The following is a 26,705-nucleotide window of genomic DNA, read 5'->3' as shown; positions in this document are numbered from 1 at the left end:
ACAGAAGACATGCCGGAGCAGGATACTGCTCCGCAAGACAAGATTATTTCAAAATATATCTGCACGGCGAACCATGGCTTTGCCCCCTATGCACAGGAGGAGCTTAGACGCTTGTTCGGAGCGGTGAAAAGTACCTTGCTGCTGCCAGGGGAAATCTTCCTGGCTACGCTTGAGGCGGAGCCGGAGGAGGTATCGCAGCGGCTGGCACAGAACCTGCCGATCTTCCTGCGCCACATCCAGCCTGTTGATTTCCAGGACACCGGCGATCTGCCGGCTCTGGAACGGCTGGCCGTATACTTAGGCCGGCGTTCGGAGCTGCAAGGCGAGAAGGTATCGCTGCATGTCCGCAAAGGCTCGTCCTCCTTCTGGGAGCAGAGTCCTGGCGAGCTGCGCGAGTGGCTTCAGAGCAGGCTTGACAGCCTGGACGCCGAGTTCACCGTACAGGAGCCTGCTTGGGTGATCTCCGTCTATGCGGACGGTGACGCGCTGTATGCCGGTGTATCCCGGCCGGAGGCGAACCTGTCCAGCTGGAATGGCGGCATGATCCGCTTCCGCAAGGAGGACGGGCAGATCTCGCGGGCCAAATTCAAGCTGATGGAGGCGGAGAAGGAATTCGCCATTCCGTTCTACAGCTTCAAGAATGCGGTCGATATCGGCGCTTCTCCGGGCGGCTGGACCTCGTTCCTGCTGGAGCGCGGCCTCAAGGTTACCGCTGTTGATCCGGCGCTAATGCACGAATCCTTACGTAAGCATCCGGCACTCAAGATTCTGCGCAAAAATGCCGGAGAGGTTAAATTCCGTGAGAACGAATTTGATCTGCTGGTCTGCGATATGAGCTGGAGTCCCAAGCTGATGGCCAAGCTGGTCACAGAGCTGCTGCACAGCCTGACACCAGGCGGCAGCGCAATTGTTACGGTGAAGCTGATGCACAAGAAGCCAATGGCGATGATCAATGAGATTATCACACTGTTTGAAGGCCAGCGGATGCAGATTCAGCGCGCGAAGCAGCTGTTCCACAACCGTGACGAGATTACACTTTATATGATTAAGTATTAATTCATAGTTTCAGGATTAAGGGAAAGCATCCCGCAGTCTGCACCTCCGGCTTCGTGCCGGTTCCGGTGCGGGCAGTGGGGGCTTTTTTTGCGTGATTCATTATTCTATAAGAACAGGCGGGGAAGAGATGGAATTCAATGGAAAGCTACATCCCGGACAGATCCTGGGAGGGCGTTATTATGTGACCGGTCTGATAGGAACAGGCGGAATGAGCCGGGTATATCTGGCGGAGGATGAACGGCTGCCGGGCATGCTGCGGGCCATTAAAGAGAGCGTAATCCGGGAGGGGAATTATGGTGCAGGCGCCATTCAGGCGGAAGCGGAGCTATTAATCTCGCTCCGTCATCCTCTGCTGCCGCAGATTGCGGATTTCTTCCCGCCGGATTCTGATGGCTACACCTACCTGGTGATGGATTATATTGAGGGCATCACCCTGCATCAGTATATGGCAGAGCAGCCTGCTGCAATGACGGGGGAGCGAATTCTAAGCTATGCGCGTCAGCTGCTGGAGGTGCTGCATTATTTGCACAGCCATCAGCCGCCAATCATATACCGGGATCTCAAGCCATCGAATATCATGCTGACTGGAGAGCATGAGCTGAAGGTCATTGACTTCGGGATTGCGCGCAGGCTGAGGAGCGGCTCCGGTGAGGACACAGAGAAGCTAGGAACAGCCGGATTCGCAGCCCCGGAGCAGTACGGCGACGGGCGCAGCAGCCAGGTGTCGGACCTGTACGGGCTTGGCGCGCTGCTGCTGTATATGGCCTCTGGCGGTGAGTTCAGCGCCTGGCAGCCAGGGATGGAGCGGAAGCTGCAGGGGCGTCTCCCGGGCCGGATGATTCCGGTCATCAGACGGCTGCTGCGGCATCACCCTGAGGAACGGTATGGAAGTGCTGAAGAGGTAAGAGCAGCCCTCTTGCAGCTGGAGGTTGGCGGAGCGGGGGAAGCTGGACATGGGCGGACGAACATGCGCAAGGTTGCGGATGACAAGGAGTGGCAGTCCTCTGTTGTGGTGGTGGCAGTATTAGGGGTGTCACCAGGGATTGGGACCACGCATACCTCGCTTGCTGTCAGCCGCTGCCTGTCGCCTGCAGGACGGACGGCATGGGTAGATTGTAATCCCGGTTCGCAGGTATTTAATCGCATGAAGGAAATGGCGGGGAGGCCTGAAATAAGCGGTGTTCAGGGGACACAGGAGCAACCGTTCACCTGGATGGGTGTAGACTACTGGAGGTTGCTCCCATCGGAGGGACTCCCGCAGGTGCCGGATCAGGCCTATGCTTACATCGTCCTGGATCTTGGAACCGGCGGCAGTGAGGGGGCGCTGGAAGCGTTCACCGGCAGCGGGTTTCCATTATTGATTGCCTCCGGTGCAGACTGGCGGCTGGAGGATACCCTGTACTGGCTGCGCCGCAGAGGTCTGACTCCCCGGCCGGAATGGCGGATCGGCCTGCCGCTGGCCGGGGAGCATACTGTGGCGCTGCTGGCTTCTCTGCTTGCACCTGCCAGCGTATGCAGCCTGCCGCTTCAGCAGGACCCTTTTCAGAGCAAAGGCAAGCTGGTTCAGGCCATCAGGGCAATGCTTGGACCGATGAAAGGTGGTCGTTTTCCTGCAAAATATATTGGAATATTTCAGAAAAAAGGTTAAACTCTCAGGTTCTTTTGGCTGTTTTTCAGAAATTAGGCTTAATTTCTATTTCGAAGCAGGGTGCAGGTGTGCTAAAATGTAGTGATATCTATAAGTTATGGACCTATTAGTATTTACAATATAGACAGGAGCTTGCGGAGAAATTATGAGTTTACTTAGTGTAGAAGACGTTTCCCATAATTTTGGGGACCGGGTGTTGTTCAAGGATGTGTCTTTCCGTCTGCTGGATGGAGAGCATGTAGGTATTGTAGGCGCGAACGGCGTAGGCAAATCGACGCTGATGAATATTTTGACCGGCAAATTATTGAAGGACAACGGCAAGGTGGAATGGACGCCGCGGGTCCGTTACGGATATCTGGATCAGCATACCCTGCTTACAGCAGGCAAAACCGTGCGCGATGTGCTTAAAGATGCTTTCCTGCCGCTGCTGGAGCTGGAGCATGAGATGCTGGCGATTACCGATAAAATGGGGGAGGCGACTCCCGAGGAGTTGGACCTGCTGCTTATGCAGATGGGCGACATTCAAGAGCAGCTTGATATTGGTGACTTTTACCTCATAGATGTGAAGGTTGAAGAAATGGCCAATGGGCTGGGGTTGACAGCGATCGGTCTGGACCGGGATGTCACTTCCCTCAGCGGGGGACAGCGGACCAAGGTACTGCTGGCGAAGCTGCTGCTGGAGAAACCGAATGTACTGCTGCTCGATGAGCCTACCAACTATCTCGATGTGGAGCATATTGACTGGCTGTCGAATTATCTGAAGCAATATCCGTATGCCTTCATGCTGATCTCCCATGATACGGAATTCATGAATAAAGTGGTTGATGTGATCTATCATCTGGAGTTCTCCAAGCTGACCCGCTATACGGCCAATTACGAGAAATTCCTGGAGATGGCGGGGATGAACAAGGCCCAGCATATTGATGCGTACGAGAAGCAGCAGGATTTCATCAAAAAGCAGGAGGATTTCATCCAGCGCAACAAAGCGCGTGCCTCGACTTCTGGCCGGGCGAAGAGCCGTGAGAAGCAGCTTGGCAAGATGGAGCGGATCGACAAGCCGGAAGAGGCGATGAAGCCTACGTTCCAGTTCAAGGAGAGCCGGGCCAGCGGAAAGACCGTGTTCGAGGGCGTTGATTTCGAGATCGGGTATGACCGCCCGCTGCTGCCAAGCAAGCTGAATATGATGATTGAACGCGGAGAGAAGATTGCGATTGTCGGCTACAATGGGGTCGGTAAATCTACGCTGCTCAAAACCATCCTGGGTGTTATCCCTACGTACAGCGGAAAAACCTACCTGGGAGATTACCTGAGTTCAGCGTATTTCCAGCAGGAAATGAAGGCGGAGAATATCACGCCGATTGAAGATGTGTGGAATGAATTCTCGAGTCTGACCCAGAATGAAGTGCGTGGGCATCTGGCGCGCTGCGGGCTGAAAAACGAACATATTACCCGTCCGCTCAGCATGCTGAGCGGCGGCGAGCAGGCTAAGGTACGTCTATGCAAGCTGCTGATGCGCGAGAGCAACTGGATTCTGTTCGATGAGCCTACGAATCACCTTGATATTGTGGCCAAGGCTGAGCTTAAGCGGGCGCTGCAGGAATACAAGGGCACAATTCTGCTGGTATCCCATGAACCGGAATTTTACGAGGATTGGGTAACGAAGGTCTGGAATGTAGAGCAGTGGTCTGCGCAGACCGTATAACAATGGATTCCGGGAAAAGTGGAGGCTTGCACTTTTCCCGGTTTTTTACCAATAACCTACGTACATAGGGGGCTGTTCAGAGATGGGTCCTGATCAAAAAACGCCGGTTCCAGCTTCATCAGCCGGCAGGGACGGCAGATATTCAAGACAGGTGCGCTTCACACCATTCGGCGCAGCAGGACAGCAGGGGCTGGCACGCTCCTGTGTGCTGGTCGTTGGCATGGGGGCGCTGGGGACTGGCATTGCCGAGACGTTAGCCCGCTGCGGGGTAGGACGGCTTATACTGGTGGACCGTGACTATGTGGAGTGGAGTAATTTGCAGCGCCAGCAGTTGTACACGGAAGAAGACGCCCGTGTGCGCACGCCCAAGGCGGCTGCAGCCCGTACCCGGCTGATGGCGGTCAATTCGGAGATTGTGATCGAGGCCCATGTGCTTGATGTACGTGCAGAGGAGCTGGAGAGCCTGCTCCCCGGCGTGGATCTGATTATGGACGGAACGGATAACTTCGACACCCGGCTAATCATCAATGACCTGGCGCAAAAGCACCGCATCCCCTGGATCTACGGAGCCTGTGTCGGAAGTTACGGCATTACGTATACGATTCTGCCGGGTGAAACCCCTTGTCTGAATTGTCTGTTGGGCACGATTCCGCTGGGTGGGGATACCTGCGATACGGCGGGGATTCTTCCGCAAGCGGTACAGCTGGTTACAGCGAATGGAACTGCTGAGGCGCTGAAGCTGCTCGGCGGATTCAAGGACAAGCTGCGCGGCAAGCTGCTGACCTTCGATATCTGGCGTAATGAGCAGCAGGAGATTGGCGTGAGGGCGGCGAAGAAGCAGGGTTGTCCCTCATGCGGTGAATCACGGAGCTATCCGTATCTGTCGGCCTCTAACACAGAGCGCAGCGATGTGCTGTGCGGCAGGGATACGGTGCAGATCCGTCCGGCACAACGCAGAAGTCTTAATTTGGAGGAGACGGCTGCCCGCTTGTCCAGGCTGAACAGCGGCAAGGTGGAGAGCAATCCGTATCTGGTTTCTTTTACAGAGGAGCCGTACCGGATGGTTGTGTTCGCAGACGGAAGAGCCTTAATACATGGAACCAGTGATATCGCTGCCGCCCGCAGCTATTATCACCGCTATTTCGGATAATGGAGGAGATCACAATGAACGAGGGAACCATCCGTCATATGGCTGTATTTACACTGAAATCCGCCCCGGATTCGGAGGAGACCAGAGCCTTCTTGCGGGATGGAGCTGAGATTCTTAGCGCTATTCCTATGGTCGGGAATTTCGAGGTGCTGCGACAGGTCAGTGTCAAATGTGAGCACCAGTACGGCTTCTCGATGGAGTTCGCCGATCAGGCGGCTTATGATGCCTACAACAATCATCCGGCGCATCAGGCTTTTGTCGCAGAGCGCTGGGACACCCAGGTGGCTGCATTCCAGGAGATCGATTTCGTTCAAATATAAGAAATTATAGGCTATAATTAGTACCGCAAAGAGACCATTCCCCTGAATGGTCTCTTTGTTTTGCGGGAATTCTAAGCATCATCTGCGGCGGCACAGCCGGTGCAAGACTGGTGGAGGGGGACGATCCCGGTGAATGAAAAGATCGCATGGTACATACCCGGGCCGCACCCGGATAGCCTTGAATCTGATGCAGACAGAGAGCAGAGGGCAGCCGGTCATGCCGGGCTGGAGGAAGCCATCCATAGCCTTGGGATGACAACAGCAATAAGCGAAGACTTGGATAGTCTTCGCTTATTGCTGTTAGGCGGTGAGCCTGTGCTTCTGCTCGCAGAGCTGGATGAACCCGGAGCCTGGGCGGGCTGGGAAGCCGTCTCGGAGATGCGGAAGGAGGGGATGATTCTGCCGGTAATGGTCCTATCCGGGGGGACACCTGAAGAGAGAGGGAAAGCGGCTGTCTCCGTATTCGATGCCGGAGGCAACGAATATATGGAGAAGCCTGTACATACCGGTGAGTTCAAACGCAGAATATTGAATATACTTAAGCTGACAGGCCGCCGTAGAGATACGGCCTCGCTGCTTAAGGTGGACGGATTGATTCTCGATCGCGGACGCCGGCAGGTCAGCCGGGATGGAGCCGAGCTGAAGATGACCCCCAAGGAATTCGACCTGTTATATTATCTGGCAGAGAATCTGAATGAAGTCTGTCCCCGGGCTGAGATATTGCAGCAGGTGTGGGGGTATCATTTTCATGCGGACACCAATGTGGTGGATGTGTACATCCGGCATCTGCGACTGAAGGTGGATAAAGGCCGCCGGAATAAACTGATTCATACGGTGCGTGGAACCGGATATGTACTGCGGACACCGGAGAGCGGGGCCACAAGCTGACGGCCGATGCAAGCAGCTCTCCGGCTAATAGGCATGTACTCTCTTGGTACAAGCTATAATAGATCTTTTGGCTGTTACAGTACGCGGCGCGACTTCAGGTAGGTTTTTTTCCAGTTCCCTGAATTCAGATCTGATATGGTTACGCCGGGTGAACCGTAAGTGTGAAGAATCTTGCCATTGCCGGCATATACAGCGACATGGGTGACGTTCTTGCCGTTGGCCCGGCTTCCGCTGGAGAAGAACACCAGATCGCCGACGCGCAGATTGGCCTTGCTGACCGATTTACCCACTTTAGATTGGGCTACGGACGTTCGGGGCAGATCTACACCATATTTTTTGAAAATATATTGAGTAAAGGAGGAGCAGTCAAAATAACGTGTAGTTGAAGTGGAGGCACCGAACTGGTAACGGGTACCCAGGTACTTTTTGCCGAAGCTGATCACTTTGGAGCCGGTGGAAGATGCGGATACGGAATCGGCACTTACAGCATCAGCGGATACAGCTGAAGCGGCGGCAGGGGCTGTTCCTGCTCCGGTTGCGAGTAAGGCGCTGAACCCGATTGTTGTGCACAGACCGATTGTCATTGCTTGCTTAAACCATTGTTGCTTATTCATGTTGTATACCTCCAAGTTTGTAATCTATTCTAGTAGTTTCGTTCTCTGATTCGTAGTATAGCAGGTTATGACAGACCTAAATTATGGAATAGATGGGCTAAAAGCAGGCGGGATATACAATGGAAGCGTTATATTAAAATCGCATTAAAAGTTACAAAATATTAATATTTAGATATTTTACTCGACAAAAAAAGCCGAAAATCCCTTGAACGTCAAGGGATTTTCGGCTTTATGATTTTGAAACAAAGGTTACAGCTATGTCTCCAAATAAATCTATGTATTCAGTCCTTGCTCTGAATAATCAGCAGCAGTCCGCTCTCGATATGAACGGTTCCCTTGTGCTCCTGCAGCACATTGCTCACGGCCAGGGACTGGCCTAATTTGAGGGTGGCGTTCTCCAGAGGATATTGGAAGCCCTGAAGGGTGATGCCTGTTACCTCAGGAGTCAGAGGCAGCAAGGAGACATAGGTATATCCCTGTTCCTCTACAACCGCCTGAGAGCCGGTAAGCGTAATGTAGTTGTTCGCATCCATAATGGAGCAGGCTACCTGCCGCTGTAGCGCTCTTGTCATCATCTGAATACTGGCCAGCGTATGGTCCATGCGTGTTCCCGTTACCCCGATCATCAGAATAGACTGCGGCTGGAGGTTCAGGGCAAGATCCAGGGCCATTTCACTGTCGGTAAGGTCTTTGTTGACCGGATCGCAGCTGATCGTCTCCTTGCTTCCCGCCTGAATCCGCTCCAATGCCTCAGGAGAGACAGAGTCGAAATCACCGACGGCAAGCTGGGGGGTGAAGCCATGGTCAATCAGGAACAGCGCTCCCCGGTCAGCGCCGATAATATAATCCTCTTCATCTAATAAGTGCAGGCATTCCGCTGTCAGTTTACCGCCTGCAACAATTACAATACGCCCGGATGGCAATAGCTCCCCCTCCTTGTAGTTGAATTAAGTTCATCATCCTGAACAGTATATAGCAGTTTCAAAAGTTGTACAATTGCCGCGCTGACGCTAAAATAGGGTTAGTGCGGCTGGCCGCACCTATCCATAGAGGATGATGAGGAATGCTTGAGCGCAGGAGGTGAGAGGGATCGTTAACGTGTTGTTTGTATGTCTGGGGAATATTTGCCGTTCTCCGATGGCGGAGGCTGTACTGCGCAGCAAGATTGAACAGCGTCATCTTGCGGATCAGATTACAGTGGATTCTGCAGGAACGGGAGACTGGCATATCGGGAAAGCGCCGCATGAAGGAACAAGGCGTATCCTTGATCTGCATGGTATCAGCTATGAGAATATGAGAGCAAGACTGGTTGCCAGTGAGGATTTCGGGAGATTCGAATATTTCATCTGTATGGACAAGTCCAATGGGGAGAATGTGCGGAAAATTCCCGGCGGTGAGCAGTCCAAGCTGTTGTTCTTCATGGATCTGTTACCGGATGAGGAGCTGCGTGAAGTGCCTGACCCGTATTTCACCGGTAATTTCGAGCAGGTCTATGATTTAATCAACGCCGGTTGTGATGTGCTGCTGGAACGGATCATTCAAGAGAAGCTACAGCAGGCATAGTGTTACAGCCGGACCGGTTGCCGTCCTTATTATGTAAGGAACGGCACCGTACATCCTCCTGAACATGAAAGCGCAGTCAATCGTGCTGCATACATAAGTTCGTAAGATGTTCACTTTTGGGGTTCTATTTGCTGTTTCAGGAGCTGAAGAAATAGAGTAATGATTCCGGGAGCTCTTTTTGCCAAAAACCCCAAAGATGCTGGCCATCCTTCTCGCGGTAGGATACGGTGGCTCCTTTGGATTCAAGCATAGCCTTGGTCTCCCGGTTCATTTCAACGAAATCATAGACTCCGGTATCTGTCTTGTAGTCTCTCTCTTGAAGCCCGACAACCATATTGATCTGAAGCCAGGAGAGATCCTCTTCTTGTGCTAACAGCTCACGGGTCTCTGGATAGTAAGCACCGGAGAGGCTGAGCACACGGCTGAATAATCCCGGATACGCCAACGCCAGGTGGAGGGAGACACTGCCGCCCAGGGAATCACCGGCTACGATCCGCTCCTCCGGTGTGCGCCGGACCGGATAATTATGTTCAATGAAGGGAATAATCTCTTCGGCGAAGCATGCAAGGTACTGCTTGAAGCGGCTGCCGAACGGAGCGTATTCAGCGGTGCGGACTGCCACGTTGACTTCGACGCCCACTATAATGAAGGGTTCCACATCCTGCTCCAGAATCAGCTGCCCGGCCAGGGTAGCAATCCGGCCGAAGTTGAAGAATTCTTCACCGTCCTGGCAGTAGATGACGGGATAGCTGAGTACTTCATTATATCCGGGGGGAAGATAGATACGCAGCTTGCGCTCTTCCTGCAGGTGTTCGCTCCACAGTGTTTGTTTCACAATTGTACGTTTCAGAAAAACAGGTTCGCTCATTGTCAAATCGTCGCCTTTCATGTCGAATTTTGCTTAAGACTTAGTGTTACGTTAAAATTACCCAAGCATAGAATGTGGGATATATCATTTACTTGATAAATATCCTTTAATCTGTTATAGGATATTCAAACGCCTGTTATACATACAAAATTTATGGAAACATAAATTTTATGCGTATTTCTTTGACGAAACAGATACAACAGGTGTATAATAATTCTATAACAGAGACCACTGATATTCAAATTTTTTTATTGAGGTGAAGATAATGACTAGAGTTCCTTATGAAGTGTATACAGAGGACGTTGAAGCCCTTACGGTTCTTTCCCCGGATGGAGAAATTATCAATAAGGAAATGATGCCTGACCTTACCGATGATCAATTGAAAGAAATTATGTACCGTATGGTATTTACCCGTACCTGGGATGACCGTGCTGTCAACCTGGGCCGTCAAGGCCGTCTCGGCTTCTATGCGCCGGTATCCGGACAGGAAGCTACAATGATCGGCAGCGAGTACGCTTTGCAGAAGGAAGATTTCGTCTGCCCTGGCTACCGCGATATTCCACAGCTCGTATGGCATGGCCTTCCATTATATCAGGCATTCCTGTATTCCCGCGGACATCAGCATGGCGGACAGATTCCTGATGGCGTGAATGTACTTATGCCGCAGATCATTATCGGAGCACAAATCCTTCATGCTACCGGTATTGCTATGGGCTTCAAATTGAAGAAACAGCAGAACGTTGCAATCACATATACCGGTGACGGCGGTTCGTCTGAAGGCGACTTCTACGAAGGCCTTAACTATGCAGGAGTATTCAAGCTGCCAGTGATCTTCTTCGTTCAGAACAACGGCTATGCTATCACCACTCCGTTCTCGAAGCAGACGGCAGCGAAATCCATCGCCCACAAGGCGGTTGCCGCAGGGATTCCCGGAATCAAGATCGACGGCATGGACGTATTTGCAGTAATCTCTGCTGTACAGCAGGCTGCTGAACGTGCCCGCAAAGGCGAAGGCGCAACACTGATCGAAGCGGTAACCTACCGTTTCCGTCCGCATTCCCTGTCCGATGATGCCAGTAAGTACCGTACGAAGGAAGAAGAAGGTCAATGGAATGAGAAAGATCCGATTGCCCGTCTTGCCAAGTACCTGGAGAAGAAAGGCCTCTGGACTGAAGAGGACACTCTGCGCGTAAGAGAAGAAGCGAAAGCAACTGTGAACGAGCAGATTAAGAAAGCAGAACAGACCGAAAAAATGACCATTCCCGGCTTGATCGACAGCATGTTCGAGGTAACTCCGAAACATCTTGAAGAACAAAAAGCCGATTTTGAATAAGGGGGATATCAGGCAATGGCACAGATGAATATGAAAGAAGCAATTCGTGACGCAATGCGCGTTGAACTGACTCGTGACCCTAATGTTCTTATCTTCGGAGAAGACGTTGGTAATGTAGGTGGCGTATTCCGTGTAACGGAAGGGCTGCAGAAGGAATTTGGCGAGGAACGCATTTTCGATACACCGCTGGCTGAGTCCGCCATTGGCGGCTTGGCTTTCGGTCTCGGCATACAGGGCTTCCGCCCGATTGCTGAGATCCAGTTCGTAGGCTTCATCTTTGAAGCTCTTGATCAGATCGTTATTCAGGCAGCGCGCCTGCGCTGGCGTTCCGGGGGCAAATACAATGCTCCTGTAGTCTTCCGCACTCCATTCGGCGGCGGCGTTAAGGCAGCCGAGCTGCATACCGATTCCCTGGAAGGTCTGATTGCCCAGAGTCCTGGTATCAAGGTAGTTATTCCTTCTAACCCATATGATGCGAAGGGACTGCTGATCGCTTCGATCCGCGACAACGACCCTGTATTCTTCATGGAGCACTTGAACCTGTACCACGCTTTCCGTGCAGAGGTGCCTGAAGGTGAATATACCATTGAACTTGGCAAAGCGAATGTAGTTCGCGAAGGTACGGATGTATCTATCATTACCTACGGTCTAATGGTACATACAGCGACCAAAGCGGCTGACCAGCTCGAAAAAGAAGGCATCAAAGTCGAAATTATCGACCTGCGTACCGTTAGCCCGATTGATATCGACACCATTGTGGCTTCCATCAAGAAGACTAACCGTGCGATTGTTGTACAAGAAGCTCAGAAGAGCTCGGGCGTAGCCGCTGAGGTTATTGCCCAGATTAACGAAAAAGCTCTGCTGCACCTGGAAGCCCCTGTGCTTCGTGTAGCAGGTCCTGATACGATTTTCCCGTTCGCTCAAATCGAAGATACCTGGATTCCTACCCCTGCACGCGTCATTGCGGCAGTTAAGAAAGTCATGGAATTCTAAGAAGTAACGACCTTGCCGTCCTTGTAAAAAGGGCGGCACCCGTTTCTGTCATCTATTGGACGGAGCTGTTGGAGTATCTCAACATAATTTATAGGAGGTTATCAAGGTGGCAAAATTTGAGTACCGGTTCCCTGAGCTGGGCGAAGGTCTGCATGAAGGCGAAATTATCAAAATGCATATCAAAGCCGGCGACAAAGTAACCGATGACGATATCGTAATGGAAGTTCAGAATGACAAGGCGGTAGTAGAGGTTCCTTGTCCGGTCAACGGCACAGTGCTTGAAGTCTTCACCAAGGACGGCCAAGTATGCCGTGTAGGCGAAGTTGTAGCAATTATTGATGCAAAAGGCGACATCCCTGAGCAAGAGGGCGGCCATCCGGCAGAGCATGCTTCCCAGGAAGCTGATGCAGCCAAAGGCGGAGCGGATACTACTTCTTCTCCGGCAACCAGCAGCCCGGCTACCGGCGGAGCAACGAACTTCGAATACAAGTTCCCTGAACTGGGCGAAGGCCTGCATGAAGGGGAAATCATCAAGATGCACATCAAGGTTGGAGACAAAATCACTGACGACGATATCATTATGGAAGTTCAGAATGATAAAGCAGTGGTGGAAGTTCCTTCTCCGGTCAACGGTACTGTAGTCGAAGTGTTCACCAAAGACGGCCAGGTCTGCCGCGTAGGTGAAGTTGTGGCTATCATTGCTGCAGAAGGTGATGTTCCTCATGAGGAGGGCGGCCATGCTGAAGCATCCGGTGCCCAGGCAGCAGCTCCTTCCCAAGGTACAGCTCCGGCAGCGGCAGCAGCTCCAGCTCCTGACCGTGAAGTGCTGGCAACACCAAGCGTACGCAAGTATGCCCGCGACAAGAGCGTAGATATCTCCAAGGTGAACGGCTCCGGCAAGAACGGCAAGATCACACTTGAAGATGTGGAAGCCTTCCTGAAAGGCGGCTCTACAGCTCCTGCGGCAGCGGCTCCTGCAGCTTCTGCACCAGCGGCGGCAGCACCGCAAGCCAAAGCCAAAGAAGCAGCACCGGCAGCAGCTTCCGGCAATGCAAACCTGGAAGAAGAACGCGTACCATTCAAGGGTATCCGTAAGGCGATTGCCAATGCTATGGTTAAATCGGCTTACACTGCACCGCATGTTACCATCATGGACGAGGTGGATGTTACGGAGCTTGTTGCCTTCCGTGCCCGCATGAAGCCGGTAGCCGAGAAGAAGGGCGTGAAGGTTACTTATCTTCCGTTTATCGTAAAGGCACTCGTTGCTGCTTCCCGTCAGTTCCCTGCGCTTAACGCGATGATTGACGAAGCTTCGAACGAAATTGTCTACAAGAAGTACTACAACATCGGTATCGCTACGGATACAGACAACGGTCTGATCGTTCCTGTCATCAAGGACGCTGACCGTAAGAGCATCTGGATGATCGCAAGCGCGATTACAGATCTGGCAGTACGCGGACGCGACGGCAAGCTGGCTCCGAATGAAATGAAGGGCAGCACGATCTCGATCAGCAATATCGGCTCTGCCGGCGGTATGTTCTTCACTCCGATTATCAACTTCCCTGAAGTAGCTATTCTCGGAACCGGACGTATCACTGAGAAGCCTGTCGTGAAGAACGGCGAAATCGTTGCCGCACCTGTAATGGCTCTGTCCCTGAGCTTTGACCACCGGATTATTGACGGCGCAACAGCACAGAATTTCATGAATTACATTAAGACCCTGCTTGCAAATCCTGATATGTTAGTTATGGAGGTGTAATTAATGGTAGTCGGAGACGCTTCAATCGAAATCGACACATTGGTAATTGGTGCAGGTCCCGGCGGGTATGTGGCGGCAATTCGTGCCGCCCAGCTCGGCCAAAAGGTCATCATTGTAGATAAATCGGAACTCGGCGGTGTGTGCTTGAACCGCGGCTGTATTCCTTCCAAGGCCCTGATCTCGGCCGCTCATCAATTCGAGGCTGCCCAGCACGGTGAAGTATTCGGTGTTACAGCCGAGAACGTGAAGGTAGACTGGTCCAAGACTCAGGCCTTCAAGAACGGCGTAGTCAAGAAAATGACTTCCGGCGTTACCAGCCTGATGAAGGGCAACAAGATCGAAGTATTCAGCGGAGAAGCTATGTTCATCAGCACAAACGAAGCCCGTCTGTTCAATGATCATGAATCCCCGCGTTACAAGTTCAATAACTGCATTATCGCAACGGGCTCCCGTCCGATTGAACTGAAGCCATTCCCGTTCGGCGGACGCATCCTGTCCTCCACGGAAGCGCTGGATCTGCCTGAGATCCCTAAGAGCATGATCGTTATCGGCGGCGGCTACATTGGTGCGGAGCTGGGTCAGATGTACTCCAAATTCGGCACCAAGGTTACCATCATTGAAGGTCTGGACACCGTTCTGCCTGGCTTCGACAAAGACATGACCCGTCTGGTTGCCAAGAATATGGCTAAGACTGGCATTGAAATTGTAACCAACGCCAAAGCAGAATCTGCGGTTCAGAACGACAAGGAAGTTACTGTGAAGTACTCCGTCGGCGGAGAATCCAAAGAAGTTACTGCTGAATACCTGCTGGTAACCGTAGGACGCCGTCCGAATACTGACGGCGAGCTGGGCCTGGATCTGATCGGCGTTGAGCTGGATGACCGCGGTCTGGTGAAGGTAGACCATCAGGGACGGACTAACATTCCTAACATTTTCGCAATCGGCGATATCGTTCCAGGTCTTGCCTTGGCGCACAAAGCTTCTTACGAAGGTAAGATTGCTGCGGAAGCCATTTCCGGACACAAATCGGTTGTGGATTACAAGGTAATGCCGGCTGTAGTATTCACAGATCCAGAATGCTCCAGCGTAGGCCTGACCGAGAAGGAAGCGAAGGATAAGGGCTATGCGGTGAAAGCCGGCAAGTTCCCGTTCGCAGGCAACGGCCGTGCCGTGTCCCTGAATGCTCCTGAAGGCTTCATCAAGATTGTAGCGAAGAGCGACAACAATCAGGTGCTTGGCGCGCAAATCGTCGGTATCGAAGCTTCCAATCTGATCGCTGAGTTGGGTCTGGCGATTGAAATGGGCGCAACGCTTGAAGATATCGCACTGACCATCCATGCGCATCCAACCCTTGGCGAGATCGTCATGGAAGCGGCTGAGCTGGTAGAAGGCCACCCGATCCACGTAATGAAATAATAACCGCTTAAGCTTATGCGGTAAGAACATAGGAGGATGTTCCCGAAGCCATGCAGATGGTCAGGGAGCATCCTCTTTTAAATAATGTCACTGTCATGAACGTTCGGAAATAGCTGGAAGTCAGCCCAATTCAGGTAAAGAAAAGTATGCTTTTTTGCTTTTTTTTATCATTAGGGAAGTTACAACGACCGTCAGCTCATGGTAAACTGGTAGAAGAAAAAAGAGAGTGGGGTGCGATACGGCTTGCGTAATTACTTGGATTTATTACAGGATATTCTGGACACCGGTACAGCTAAGAGTGACCGGACAGGTACAGGTACTGTGTCCGTCTTCGGGCGTCAGCTCCGCTTCGATCTGGCGAAGGGCTTCCCGCTGATGACCACCAAGCGCATTCATCTGAAGTCGGTGGTACATGAGCTTCTATGGTTCCTCAAAGGGGATACCAATACAACTTATCTGAAGGAGAACGGCGTCTCGATCTGGGATGAATGGGCCGATGAGAACGGGGAGCTGGGACCGGTGTACGGTTCGCAGTGGCGGGCCTGGGAGAGCAAGGACGGGCAGCATATCGATCAGATTGCGAATGTTATTGAGTCGATCAAGCATAATCCCGATTCACGGCGTCATATTGTTAGTGCGTGGAATGTAGGCGAGATCGAGCAGATGAAGCTTCCGCCCTGCCATTTCGTATTTCAGTTCTACGTAGCGGGCGGCAAGCTCTCCTGCATGCTTACGATGCGTTCGGTGGATACGTTCCTTGGACTTCCGTTTAACATTGCCAGCTACGCGCTGCTTACGCATATGGTGGCGCAGCAGACGGGGCTAGAGGTCGGAGATTTCATCTGGTCCGGCGGAGATGTGCATATATATACAAATCATATGGAACAAGTGGCTACACAGCTTGCGCGGGAGCCTTATGCGCTGCCGAAGCTTAACATCCGTAGAGTACCGGACAGTATTTTTGATTATACCTTTGAGGATTTTGAATTTACTGACTATGTCTATCACCCGGGAATCAAGGCACCGGTTGCTATATGAGCATTACCATGATATGGGCGATGGCCTCGAATGGCGTAGTTGGAAAGAATAATGATATGCCCTGGCATTTGCCGCTGGATTTCGCTTATTTCAAAGCAGAGACACTCGGCAAGCGGATGCTGATGGGCCGCAAAACCTGGGAGTCGCTGGGCAGCAAGCCGCTGAAGGGCCGTACCAGCCTCATCCTGACCCGCGACAAGAGCTTCGCACCCGAAGGGGCTGAGGTCATCCATACGCTGGCTGAGGCGCTGGCTGAGGGGCGCAAGGAGGATGAGCTGATGGTGATCGGCGGAGCCGAGATCTATAGCCTGATGCTACCTTATGCCGACAAGCTGCGTGTTACACGGATAGAGGCGGAGATTGAAGGCGATACGAGATTCCCTGAGGTAGACTGGAGCCAGTGGAAGGAAGTTTCCAATACACCGGGACTCAAGAATGAGCAGAATCCCTATGATTATCGTTTTATGGTGTACGACCGCAAGGAGTGACAATGAAGCGTTTTCTCTGACACAAGATGTGAAATAGTACAAATAATCAGCAGATTAGTCCATTACAGTGCGAAAGTATTGAGTGCTAATATAATTAAAATTAGAAATGGTGTACTATACATCAACACGAAGAGAACGGATGGGGGAAACGTATATATGTCTACACCTACTGGATTTATGGAGTATAAGCGCCAGCTCCCAGGGGACCGCGATCCCGAGCAGCGCGTGAAGGATTGGGAAGAATTCCACGAGCATCTGACCGAGGACGAGCTTCGGACCCAGGGTGCCCGTTGTATGGATTGCGGCACACCGTATTGCCACACCGGCATGGATATGAGCGGCGGTACTTCAGGCTGTCCCGTGCATAACCTGATCCCGGAGTGGAATAACCTGGTCTACCGCGGCTTGTGGAAGGAAGCGCTGGAGCGCCTGCACAAGACTAATAACTTCCCTGAATTCACCGGCAGCATCTGTCCTGCACCCTGCGAGGGCTCCTGTACCGTCGGTCTGATTGGACAGCCTGTTACGATTAAGACGATCGAGCTGGCCATTGTGGACAAGGGCTTTGAAGAGGGCTGGGTAGTCCCGAGTCCGCCGGAGAAGCGTACAGGCAAACGGATCGCTATTGTCGGCTCCGGTCCGGCAGGACTGGCCGCAGCCGCCCAGCTGAACAAAGCGGGTCACACGGTAACGGTCTTTGAGCGCAGTGACCGGATCGGCGGTCTTCTGATGTACGGTATCCCGACGATGAAGCTGGACAAACGTGTCGTACAGCGCCGCGTCGATCTGCTGGCTGCAGAAGGTATCGAGTTCGTGGTTAACACAGAGATTGGCAAAGACATTCCGGCGCAGCAGCTGGTGGATGAATATGATGCCGTTGTACTCTGCGGCGGTGCGACCAAGGCAAGACGCTTCAACGTGGAGGGCAATGACCTCAAAGGGGTTATGTATGCCATGGATTACCTGAACGGCACGATCAAGAGCTATCTGAATTCCAATCTGGAGGATGGCAATTATGTATCCGCCGCAGGCAAGGACGTAATCGTGCTGGGCGGGGGCGACACCGGCTCAGACTGTGTAGCGACTTCTCTGCGGCATGGCTGCAGCAGCATCACCCAGTTCGGTACTCACGACAAAGCGCCGCTTACACGTGATCCGATTGCAAACCCCTGGCCGCAGTTCCCGAATGTCTACACTCTGGATTATGCCCAGCAGGAAGCCAAAGCGGTCTTCGGAGAAGACCCGCGTGAATTCTCTATCATGACGACGAAGTTCGTCGGCGATGAAGAGGGCAACCTCAAGGAGCTGCATACAGTGCAGATCCACCGGACGGTAGACGAGACAGGACGGAAGATCTATCAGCCGGTTCCGGGAACTGAAGCTGTCTATCCGGCTCAGCTGGCGTTGATTGCCATTGGCTTCGACGGACCGGAGCAGGATATCATTGAGCAGCTTAAGCTGGATACGGACCGCCGTACCAATGTCAAGGCCCGTTATGGCAAATTCAATACGAATGTGGATAAAGTATTCGCAGCCGGAGATATGCGCCGCGGACAGAGTCTGGTCGTCTGGGCCATCAACGAGGGACGCGAAGCAGCGCGTGAAGTGGATAAATACCTGATGGGTTCGACTGTACTTGCTTAATCCTATATGCACCAAAAAGCCGTCCTCCAGCATTGCTGAGAGACGGCTTTTTATTAAAATATAAGAATTTATATGTTTCACGCTATACATTATCCTTCTATTTCTCGCTGAAACGGTACCGTCCTTAAAAGGACGGCAAAGCCGTTTCTACTTGTGCGCTATCGGATTATGCGGCAATGGAAATGAATGGCCTTCAATGTTCAAAAGATCACGGGGGCTAGTCTTCCAGCTTGAACCGTTCAATCTTAAGCTGCAGATCGCCTGCCATCCTGGACAACTCCGTAGAAGAGGCGGAGATTTCTTCCATGGAAGCGAGCTGTTCTTCTGTAGCTGCCGTTACACTCTGGAAGGTGTCTGAGGTAGACCGGGAGATGCCGGAGATCTCGTGTACGGAAGCGGCGACCTCCTGCGCTCCCGCTGACATCTGCTCGGTAATAGCCGAGATGTCATGCAGCTGGCTGTTGATTTTGGCCGTAGACTGTTCAATACTGATGAAGGATTCCTTGGCTTCCGCGGTAACCTGAATACCCAGCTCTACATCGGCTGCAACGGTATGGCGGATCGCTTCATAGGTCTGGTCGATCAACGAGGTCATCTGCTGGAGGGTATCTTGAATATCCCCGGCGGTATTCTTCGATTGATCGGCCAGCTTCCGAACCTCTGCCGCCACGACGGCGAAGCCCCGGCCCTGCTCTCCGGCCCGGGCCGCTTCAATACCAGCGTTCAGGGACAGGAGATTTGTCTGTACGGCAATGGCCGAAATTGCACTGCTCATCGCGGAGACTTCATCGTTCAGGCCGTTTAATTGCCCGATCAGCTGCGAAGAGTGGTGAGTAGAGGTCCGGATGGCATCCATTTGCTGGCTGACCTGTTCCATCTTCCGGCTGCCGCTGCGAACATCTGCTTCAGTGTTCGCGGAAGAATCGACGATGGAGGCGGCAGCTTCGGCAATCTTTTGAATCCCGGAGGACATTTCCTCCATCGCGCGCGAGGTTTCTGCCATGGCCGAGGTCTGTGTCTGCGCACTCTCAGAGGAGTCCTGCACCAGTTCTGCCACATAAGCGGTGGCTCTGGAGTTCTCTTCGGTTGTGGCATTCAATTGCTGGCTGGAGGCTGCCAGTTGTCCCGAGGTATCCGAAATATCCGAGACGATGTCGCGCAGAGAGCCAACCATCAGGTTGTAATTCTGTGCCAGCTGCCCGATCTCATCCACCCGGCTTATCTCAATCTGCTCATTCAGATAGCCTTCGCTTACCCGCTGTGCAGAACGGTTCAGACTGCGGATCGGCTTCGTGATGGAGCGGACAATCAGGTACATCAGGGTCAGGGCGACTAGCAGGGCAATGGCCAGAACCATCAGTCCTGTATAGATAATGGGCTGTGAGGCATCCGAGAATTCTTGGGTAGGCAGGATGCCGACAATTTTGAACCCGGTATTCGGATCGGTTGTATAATAACCCTGCATGTCCATCTCCGTATCCGGATTGGTATAGTGCAGGTCCCCGCTGTCGTTACCGAGCAGCTTCACTACATAGTCTGCTACATCCTCACCTGCTGCTTTGCTGGGATGAGAGACGAATTTATGATTACGGTCCACAATGTAGAAGTATCCGGTCTCACCTGGATGGGTGGTATTTATTCTTTCACTCATTGCCTTGAGATTGAGGCTGGTGGTAACTGCTCCTTTACCATCCTTCAGCGAATGGGAGATGAACAGCGTATAGTTGCCGGTTGTTAACGAGACAAAAGGATCAATGATTGTAGTTGTACCAGCATTTTGCATGGACGCCTTATACCAGTCCCGCGTACGCGGATCATAATCCTGTTTGCCGGGGTCCGGGGCCTTCATCCACGCTCCTTGTTCGTTGCCCACCGTAAGAACCTCAAGCTCGGGATGTGCCTTCATGAACTGATCGATCAGTGTACGTGTTGCGGGAGCCGTAACATCGACCTCGGAAGACTCAATCTGGCGGCTGAGTAAATCTACATTCCGCATAGCAGCGGATACATATTCTTGAATGGTCCCGGCGACCAGCTCGACACTGGAATGCGTGGCTTTCTGCATTTTAATCTCCAATTGCTGTTTAGCACTGGAATAGGAGAAATAACTGACCAAGAGGATCGGGATCACTAGCATAATGGTGAAAAGCATCATCATTTGTCTTTGCAGTGATCGTGATCTGAGCTTGCTGATGAAGCGGTTGACTGACTTGAACATTGGAACGGTTCCCCCTCTGGTACATGGAAATCGACTGGTAGTATCGCTAGCCGTTTCTCTCTGAATATCTCTACTCATATTCGGTTTATCGACACATTCTGTTCATATCTGAAGGTATTTCATCCAAAATAATTAATTGCATTCATAAGCTATTTATCGCCAGCTTGACGCGGCCTGGAATATCGTATAGATTAAGTACCAACATTTATAACGTAACAGCGTTGACCAAGGACCTGGTATCCGTAAGCGCCGGAAGCAGAGAGGGGATTCACCGGCTGAAAGATCCCCCGAGTGCGTAAGACACCAATCCTGCCTTGGAAGCTGCAGCTTATGCTGAAGATGGCATAAGTCTGCCGGACCCGGCCGTTATCCGGATTAGAGAACCTCAGGCTTGGATAGTCTTGGGGTTGAAACAGGGTGGTAACACGGCGCATTCGTCCCTGACGGATGCGTCTTTTTTGCGTTCTCATTATGGCAGAGAAATGTTCTGGAGCTGTACACACTTATCTACGAAAGAGGCTGATCTGTATGCGTCAAACCAATCTATTAGTAACCACTCTGCGCGAAGCTCCTGCCGAAGCAGAGACAAGGAGCCACCAGCTGCTGCTGCGTGCGGGATATATCCGGCAGGTGGCCGCCGGGGTATACACCTATTTGCCGCTCGGACGGCGGGTGCTGCGCAGGATAGAGCAGATCGTGCGCCAGGAAATGGAGTCCGCCGGTGCGCAGGAGGTTCTTATGCCTTCCATGCAGCCAGCAGAGCTCTGGAGAGAATCGGAACGTTATGAGGTGTACGGCAAAGAGCTGATGAAGCTCCGCGACCGTCACGACCGTGAGTTCGTGCTGGGTCCGACCCATGAGGAAGTGGTTACGGCGCTAATGCGCGGAGAGATCAGCTCCTACCGTCGGCTGCCGGTGACCGTCTATCAGATCCAGACGAAGTTCCGGGATGAACGCCGTCCGCGCTCAGGACTTCTGCGTGGAAGAGAATTCCTGATGAAGGATGCTTATACGTTTGATACGGACTGGAATGGCCTGGATCTGGCCTATCAGGTGATGTACAGCGCTTATGAGCGGATATTTGACCGCTGCGGCCTGAAGTACCAGGCGGTGCAGGCGAATGCCGGAGCGATTGGCGGCAAAGGCCAGAACCATGAATTCATGGCTCTGTCAGAGATAGGCGAGGATACGATAGCTGTATGCTCCCTGTGCGGATATGCTGCGAATCTGGAGCAGGCAGAAGTGCAGAGCGGGGCTGCGCCGCATAGACAAGATTATGCCGCACGGCCTGCTCCAGAGCGATTCCACACCCCTGCCCAGAAGACCATTCAGCAGCTGGAGCAGGAGAGTCAGCTCAGACCGCAGGATATCATCAAGACATTAATATACACAGGCGGCGGCAAGATATTTGCTGTGCTGGTCCGTGGAGATCATGAGGTGAATGAGCTGAAGGTGCAAAAGTACCTCGGCTGCGGTGACATTACACTGGCTGATGCCATGCATGTACAGGAGACCGCCGGAACCGTAAGCGGTTATGTCGGTCCTGCCGGATTGTCCATGCCTCTCCTGGTAGATGCTGCTGTTGCAGCCATGACAGAAGCAGTCACAGGCGCGGGGGAAGAGGATTACCATCTGCGCGGAGTGGTGCCCGGCCGGGACTTCCCGCTGACGCAGGTGGGGGATTTCCGCAATGCGGTTGCCGGCGACTGCTGTCCGCAGTGCAGCGAAGGGGAGCTGGATTTCCATCAGGGCATCGAGGTAGGGCATGTCTTCAAGCTGGGCACGGTCTACAGTGAGAAGCTGGGGGCAGATTATCTGGATGCGGACGGCCGCACCCGGCCTATGGTAATGGGCTGCTACGGTATAGGAATCTCCCGCTTGCTGGCCGCAGTGGCAGAGCAGAGCAACGATGACCAGGGGCTGATCTGGCCGCAGAGCCTGGCTCCATATACGGTTCATATTCTGCTGATGTCTGTCCAAGATACAGCGCAGCGTGAGCTTGCCGAAGCTCTGTATGTACGGCTGACCGCCTTGGGCATTGATACCCTGCTGGACGACCGCGATGAGCGGGCCGGGGTCAAATTCAAGGATGCCGGATTGATGGGTATACCGGTGGCGCTGGTTGTCGGCAAGCTGGCCGCAGAGCAAAGGGTTGAATACATGGACCGCAGAACGGGTAACAAGGAAGTAATCGATATGAGCGAGGCCGTGCTGCGCGTAAGCAGTCTGAAGTCCGCACCGGATTCTACTTTTGCTTGAATTGAGGATTTGGTAAAATAGGGCAATACCGCATAAATTGCCGCCCTGGAGAGGAGGGAGATGCATGTTTGGACGCTTGCGACGCCGTCTTGACAATGCCAGACAGATGCAGAAAATGCGTAAGGAGCATCCTGAGGAGATCCGCCGCTTACTGGAAGAGCGGGCCAGGGAACAGCAAGTCCCGATAAAACCTGCACCCGCAAAGTCCGGGCCGTGGATTATCTTCTTCCGGTGTATTCTGTATATTCTGACGGTGCTGGTTGTGCTGATTACCTTCATCGGAGGCCCTCAGAGGAATGCCCCTATTTTCACCATACTTTCCTTTGGTCTGCTGCTGGCTGTTCTGTATCTGATAGCGGGGCTTGCCCAGCCTGCAGTCGTATTTTTCCGCAAGCACTGGCCCAGGGGAGATGTGCTCGAACTGTTCAGCCTGATTATTGGGGCACTGCTCATTATGATGGCTATCTTCCGCCCTTAGGTTACAGGCTTTAATAATGTGAAGCGGATTTTGGGGTCCGGGAATGGTATAATAGACTACTGGACAACTTTTGTAATGAACCGAGGGTAAGGAGCGATTATTGTTGAAGACACTCATTATTGCGGAGAAACCGGACATGGGGCGGAATATCGCCGCCGCAATAGAACCGAAGGCCAAAAACTACCGTTCCTATCTGGAAGGGGAGCAGTACATCATCACCTGGGCGATTGGGCATCTGATTGGCCTGGCAGAGCCCGAAGCTTACGACAATAAATATAAAAAATGGAACATTAATGATCTGCCGATCATCCCTGAGGAGTTCAAGCTGCTGCCTAACGCACGCACCATGGATCAGCTGAAGGTGATCGGGGAGCTGGCGAAGCGCAGTGATCTGCTGGTGAACTCCTGCGATGCCGGGCGTGAGGGCCAGCATATTTTCTCGCTGATCCAGCGTTACCTGGAGCTGAACCAGCCGGTGAAGCGGCTGTGGATCTCCGATCTGACACCGGAGACGATCCGCAAGGGTTTCCAGGAGCTGAAGGACGGGTCGGAATACGAGAATCTGACCAAAGCGGCCCGGGCACGCAGCGAGGCGGACTGGCTGATTGGGATGAACGGCTCGCGCGCGTTTACCACCAAGCATAATGTGCTGCTCTCCGTAGGACGAGTGCAGACGCCCGTGCTGGCGCTGATCTATGACCGTCAGAAGACCATTGAAGCGTTTTCCTCGCTGAAGTTCTTTGAGGTGGAAGGACATTTCACCCAGAATGAGCTGACGTATAAAGGAATGTGGCAGGGCGACCGGTTAACGGATGGTGCGAAGGCAGAGGCGCTTGCAGCCAAGGTCAAAGGCAAGCCCGCCCGGATTGTTCTCTATGAGGTTAAAGAGACCAAGGAATATCCGAACAAGCTGTACGATCTGACGCTGCTGCAGCGTGAGGCGAACGGGAAATATGCCTTCTCCGCCAAAAAAACACTGGATATCGCCCAGGCGCTGTATGAGAAGCACAAGGTAATCTCTTACCCGCGTACCAACTCCAATTATGTTACGGAGCAGAATATTCCTGAAATGCACAAGACGCTGTCGGCCCTTCAGGGCACGCAGTACGACGATTGGGTGAAGGGTGCAAACCGTAACCTGGTTCATAAAGGCAACAAGTTTATTTGTAATCCGTCCAAGGTCGAGGATCACCATGCGATTCTGCCTACGAACCGTAAGGCGAACGGGCTGAGTGCGGACGAGGCCAAGCTGTACGATCTGATTGTCCGCCGCTTCCTCTCCCAGTTCTATCCGGCTGCGGAATATAAGGTGCATACGGTGATGACCGAAGTGGAAGCTGAGAAGTTCAAGACTACGGTCAAGGAGCTGCTCAGCCTCGGCTGGAAGGTAATCTACGCAGACCAGAAGAAGGACAAGTCTAGACCGGCCAAGGGCAAAGGCAAGGAGGACGAGGAGGAAGAAGAGCTTGAGGTGAACGAGCCGTTCTCGGTTCAAGCGGAGGGTGAAGTGATCTGCAGCGATGCGATTGTGAAGGAGAAGGATACCCAGCCTCCGAAGCATTACACCGAAGGAACCTTGCTGAAGGCAATGGAGAGCGCAGGCAAGCAGATTGAGGACGAAGAGCTGCGCGATGCCATGAAGGATTCGGGGCTGGGCACTCCGGCGACCCGGGCCGCTACAATTGAACGGCTGAAGAATGTCGGCTATGTGGAGATGCAGGGGAAAAAGATCGCCATCACCCAAAAGGGGCGGACGGCGGTTGAGCTGATCCGCGGGGCAGGTGTGGAACTGCTGACCTCCCCGGAAATGACCGGGCAGTGGGAGCGCCGGCTCAATGAAATTGCCCGCGGCACCGCAGCGGACGGACAATTCATGGAGAATGTGAAGAGGTTCGCTTCCATGATTGTGGACAAGGTCCGTGTACAGTCGCGCGCCGCTAAGACCTCCTTCGAAGGGGATACGCCTTCGCTGAACAGCGGCGGCAAGGGCCGCAGTTCGGCTGCTGCGCCGCGCAAGGCGGCCGGCAGCAAAGCGGGTGATGGCCAAGCGACTGCCCGGCCGGCAGCAGCAAGACCGCGCCGCGCGGCACCTGCCGCTGCCGGGAAGAACGGGGATACCGGGCCGAAGGTCATCGGCTCCTGCCCGCGTCCCGGTTGCGGCGGCATGATCTTCATGGGCCGCAAGGGCTACGGCTGCTCTCATTATAAGGAGGGCTGCGGCTTCGTGATCTGGAAGGAGAATCACGGGCGCACGCTCACCGACACCCAAGTGAAGGCCCTGATTGAGAAGGGCCGGACCGGGAAGCTGAAGCTGACCGGTGAGGACGGCGCACCGCTTGAAGGCAAGCTGGTGCTGCAGAATATGGATACCGGCCAGCTGGCCGTGGAATAATTCATTACCTGTTGATCATTCATTAACTGAAGAGCGCCCCGGCCAGATCTCCCGGCCGGGGCGCTCTTTTAATAGAAAATTAAGTGTTTTGGGGTTAAGTTATTTAGCTGCACTCAAGGCTGCTTCAACGGCGGCACTTAAGCCTTCATAAGAGGAATCCGGCAGCAGGACGCCGTTCACCATGAACTTTGGTGTGCCGTTGACGCCGTAAGCTCCGGCGATTTTGAAGTCTTCTTTGACATCGTACATATACGTATGGTTCTTCAGATCCTGTTCGAACTGCTCTTGGTCAATCCCTGCAATATTGTCCTTCACGAACTTAGTGATGAACTTCTGCGTTGCCCAGATCTTGCTCTCATCGCCCTGGCTCTCGTAGAGCTTGTGGAGATACTCCCAGAACTTCTCATTATTCTGCTGATAGATAGCTTCCCCGGCACTGGCGGCCAGGTAAGAATCCCGGTCAATGAAGGCGAAGTTCATGAAGTAGAACTGGGCTTTCCCGCTGTCTACGTAGTCCTTGATGAACGTATCGAGGTAGGAGGCGGTCCAATTTTTGCAGGCAGGGCATTTGAAATCGGCGAATTCGATCACCTTCACCTTGGCGTCTTCGCTGCCCAAATGCGGCTGCTTCTCGTATTTCAGCCCGTCCACTACGATCTTGCCCTTCACATCAGTGTAGTTAGGGAGATTATCGAGCGCCTCGGTGCCGGACGATTTGCCCTGTGTAAGGAAGAAGGCAAGAAGGGCGATCAGCAGCACGGCAATCACTGCAAGCAGCATAGGGAGCAGTCGCCCGTGATTCGGGGTATTCTTGGAACGGTTAGCTTTGTTATTCATGGACAGCCTCCTGCGCGATGTAAAAATCTACTCAAATAGTA

At 53.0% G+C, this 26,705-nt stretch carries 22 protein-coding genes; 17 read left to right on the top strand and 5 right to left on the bottom strand.

Annotated features, from left to right (window positions below; genetic code table 11):
* Positions 1 to 9 precede the first annotated feature (9 nt).
* From C162_RS15835 to C162_RS15810, 6 genes are all read left to right on the top strand, one after another.
* Complete coding sequence (locus C162_RS15835; RefSeq protein ID WP_084648938.1) at positions 10 to 1,056, top strand: SAM-dependent methyltransferase; 1,047 nt, start codon at positions 10 to 12, stop codon at positions 1,054 to 1,056.
* Between the two features lie 127 nt (positions 1,057 to 1,183).
* Entirely contained in the window at positions 1,184 to 2,704 is a 1,521-nt protein-coding gene (locus tag C162_RS15830) for a serine/threonine protein kinase (RefSeq protein WP_156949638.1), read from the top strand.
* A gap of 145 nt (positions 2,705 to 2,849) precedes the next feature.
* Positions 2,850 to 4,406: an ABC-F family ATP-binding cassette domain-containing protein gene (locus tag C162_RS15825; RefSeq protein WP_036695454.1), complete on the top strand. Its 1,557-nt coding sequence runs from the start codon at positions 2,850 to 2,852 to the stop codon at positions 4,404 to 4,406.
* Between the two features lie 82 nt (positions 4,407 to 4,488).
* The gene (locus tag C162_RS15820; RefSeq protein ID WP_036695453.1) at positions 4,489 to 5,556 is read left to right on the top strand and encodes a ThiF family adenylyltransferase; all 1,068 of its coding nucleotides are present in this window, start codon (positions 4,489 to 4,491) and stop codon (positions 5,554 to 5,556) included.
* A 14-nt stretch (positions 5,557 to 5,570) separates the two neighbouring features.
* Positions 5,571 to 5,876 carry a Dabb family protein gene (locus tag C162_RS15815; RefSeq protein WP_036695452.1) on the top strand — a complete coding sequence of 102 codons (306 nt, stop codon included), beginning with the start codon at positions 5,571 to 5,573 and terminating at the stop codon, positions 5,874 to 5,876.
* 129 nt (positions 5,877 to 6,005) lie between these two features.
* Positions 6,006 to 6,764: a response regulator transcription factor gene (locus C162_RS15810; protein ID WP_051493556.1), complete on the top strand. Its 759-nt coding sequence runs from the start codon at positions 6,006 to 6,008 to the stop codon at positions 6,762 to 6,764.
* Between the two features lie 74 nt (positions 6,765 to 6,838).
* Here C162_RS15810 and C162_RS15805 read toward each other — a convergent pair whose 3' ends face one another.
* Both C162_RS15805 and C162_RS15800 read right to left on the bottom strand, forming a co-directional pair.
* On the bottom strand, positions 6,839 to 7,378 hold the full coding sequence (locus C162_RS15805; RefSeq protein WP_036695451.1) for a C40 family peptidase: 540 nt from the start codon (positions 7,376 to 7,378) through the stop codon (positions 6,839 to 6,841).
* A gap of 281 nt (positions 7,379 to 7,659) precedes the next feature.
* Positions 7,660 to 8,301, bottom strand: a complete 642-nt coding sequence (locus C162_RS15800; protein ID WP_036695450.1) for a thiamine diphosphokinase — start codon at positions 8,299 to 8,301, stop codon at positions 7,660 to 7,662.
* A 166-nt stretch (positions 8,302 to 8,467) separates the two neighbouring features.
* Here C162_RS15800 and C162_RS15795 point away from each other — a divergent pair, with 166 nt between their 5' ends.
* Positions 8,468 to 8,941 (top strand): low molecular weight protein-tyrosine-phosphatase, encoded by a 474-nt coding sequence (locus C162_RS15795; RefSeq protein ID WP_036695509.1) that lies wholly within the window; start codon positions 8,468 to 8,470, stop codon positions 8,939 to 8,941.
* Positions 8,942 to 9,077: 136 nt separating this feature from the next.
* On the opposite strand, the gene C162_RS15790 is transcribed toward C162_RS15795, so the two are convergent.
* The gene (locus tag C162_RS15790) at positions 9,078 to 9,809 is read right to left on the bottom strand and encodes an alpha/beta hydrolase (protein ID WP_036695449.1); all 732 of its coding nucleotides are present in this window, start codon (positions 9,807 to 9,809) and stop codon (positions 9,078 to 9,080) included.
* Positions 9,810 to 10,074: 265 nt separating this feature from the next.
* Here C162_RS15790 and pdhA point away from each other — a divergent pair, with 265 nt between their 5' ends.
* From pdhA to C162_RS15755, 7 genes are all read left to right on the top strand, one after another.
* Positions 10,075 to 11,142 carry a pyruvate dehydrogenase (acetyl-transferring) E1 component subunit alpha gene (gene pdhA / locus C162_RS15785; RefSeq protein ID WP_036695448.1) on the top strand — a complete coding sequence of 356 codons (1,068 nt, stop codon included), beginning with the start codon at positions 10,075 to 10,077 and terminating at the stop codon, positions 11,140 to 11,142.
* Between the two features lie 15 nt (positions 11,143 to 11,157).
* The gene (locus tag C162_RS15780; protein WP_036695447.1) at positions 11,158 to 12,135 is read left to right on the top strand and encodes an alpha-ketoacid dehydrogenase subunit beta; all 978 of its coding nucleotides are present in this window, start codon (positions 11,158 to 11,160) and stop codon (positions 12,133 to 12,135) included.
* 106 nt (positions 12,136 to 12,241) lie between these two features.
* Positions 12,242 to 13,894: a 2-oxo acid dehydrogenase subunit E2 gene (locus C162_RS15775; protein WP_036695446.1), complete on the top strand. Its 1,653-nt coding sequence runs from the start codon at positions 12,242 to 12,244 to the stop codon at positions 13,892 to 13,894.
* A gap of 3 nt (positions 13,895 to 13,897) precedes the next feature.
* Positions 13,898 to 15,310, top strand: a complete 1,413-nt coding sequence (gene lpdA, locus C162_RS15770) for a dihydrolipoyl dehydrogenase (protein WP_036695445.1) — start codon at positions 13,898 to 13,900, stop codon at positions 15,308 to 15,310.
* 243 nt (positions 15,311 to 15,553) lie between these two features.
* Positions 15,554 to 16,348 (top strand): thymidylate synthase, encoded by a 795-nt coding sequence (gene thyA, locus C162_RS15765; RefSeq protein ID WP_036695444.1) that lies wholly within the window; start codon positions 15,554 to 15,556, stop codon positions 16,346 to 16,348.
* The gene (locus C162_RS15760; RefSeq protein WP_036695443.1) at positions 16,345 to 16,836 is read left to right on the top strand and encodes a dihydrofolate reductase; all 492 of its coding nucleotides are present in this window, start codon (positions 16,345 to 16,347) and stop codon (positions 16,834 to 16,836) included. The genes thyA and C162_RS15760 overlap by 4 nt, the downstream gene beginning before the upstream one ends.
* Positions 16,837 to 16,992: 156 nt before the next feature.
* Positions 16,993 to 18,480, top strand: a complete 1,488-nt coding sequence (locus tag C162_RS15755; protein ID WP_036695442.1) for a glutamate synthase subunit beta — start codon at positions 16,993 to 16,995, stop codon at positions 18,478 to 18,480.
* Between the two features lie 217 nt (positions 18,481 to 18,697).
* On the opposite strand, the gene C162_RS15750 is transcribed toward C162_RS15755, so the two are convergent.
* Positions 18,698 to 20,698 (bottom strand): methyl-accepting chemotaxis protein, encoded by a 2,001-nt coding sequence (locus tag C162_RS15750; RefSeq protein WP_036695441.1) that lies wholly within the window; start codon positions 20,696 to 20,698, stop codon positions 18,698 to 18,700.
* Between the two features lie 528 nt (positions 20,699 to 21,226).
* On the opposite strand from C162_RS15750, the gene C162_RS15745 reads away from it, so the two are divergent.
* The 3 genes from C162_RS15745 (at position 21,227) to C162_RS15735 (ending at position 25,827) form a co-directional block, all read left to right on the top strand.
* Positions 21,227 to 22,957 carry a proline--tRNA ligase gene (locus C162_RS15745; RefSeq protein WP_036695440.1) on the top strand — a complete coding sequence of 577 codons (1,731 nt, stop codon included), beginning with the start codon at positions 21,227 to 21,229 and terminating at the stop codon, positions 22,955 to 22,957.
* Between the two features lie 64 nt (positions 22,958 to 23,021).
* Complete coding sequence (locus C162_RS15740; protein ID WP_036695439.1) at positions 23,022 to 23,435, top strand: hypothetical protein; 414 nt, start codon at positions 23,022 to 23,024, stop codon at positions 23,433 to 23,435.
* Positions 23,436 to 23,538: 103 nt separating this feature from the next.
* Entirely contained in the window at positions 23,539 to 25,827 is a 2,289-nt protein-coding gene (locus C162_RS15735; RefSeq protein ID WP_036695438.1) for a type IA DNA topoisomerase, read from the top strand.
* 99 nt (positions 25,828 to 25,926) lie between these two features.
* Here the strand turns inward: C162_RS15735 and C162_RS15730 are convergent, their stop codons facing one another.
* Positions 25,927 to 26,664 carry a thioredoxin domain-containing protein gene (locus C162_RS15730; protein ID WP_036695437.1) on the bottom strand — a complete coding sequence of 246 codons (738 nt, stop codon included), beginning with the start codon at positions 26,662 to 26,664 and terminating at the stop codon, positions 25,927 to 25,929.
* Positions 26,665 to 26,705 lie beyond the last annotated feature (41 nt).

The organism is Paenibacillus sp. FSL R7-269, from assembly GCF_000517865.1.
Taxonomy (GTDB): Bacteria; Bacillota; Bacilli; order Paenibacillales; family Paenibacillaceae; genus Paenibacillus_AQ.
This window is presented reverse-complemented; position numbering and strand designations above follow the sequence as displayed.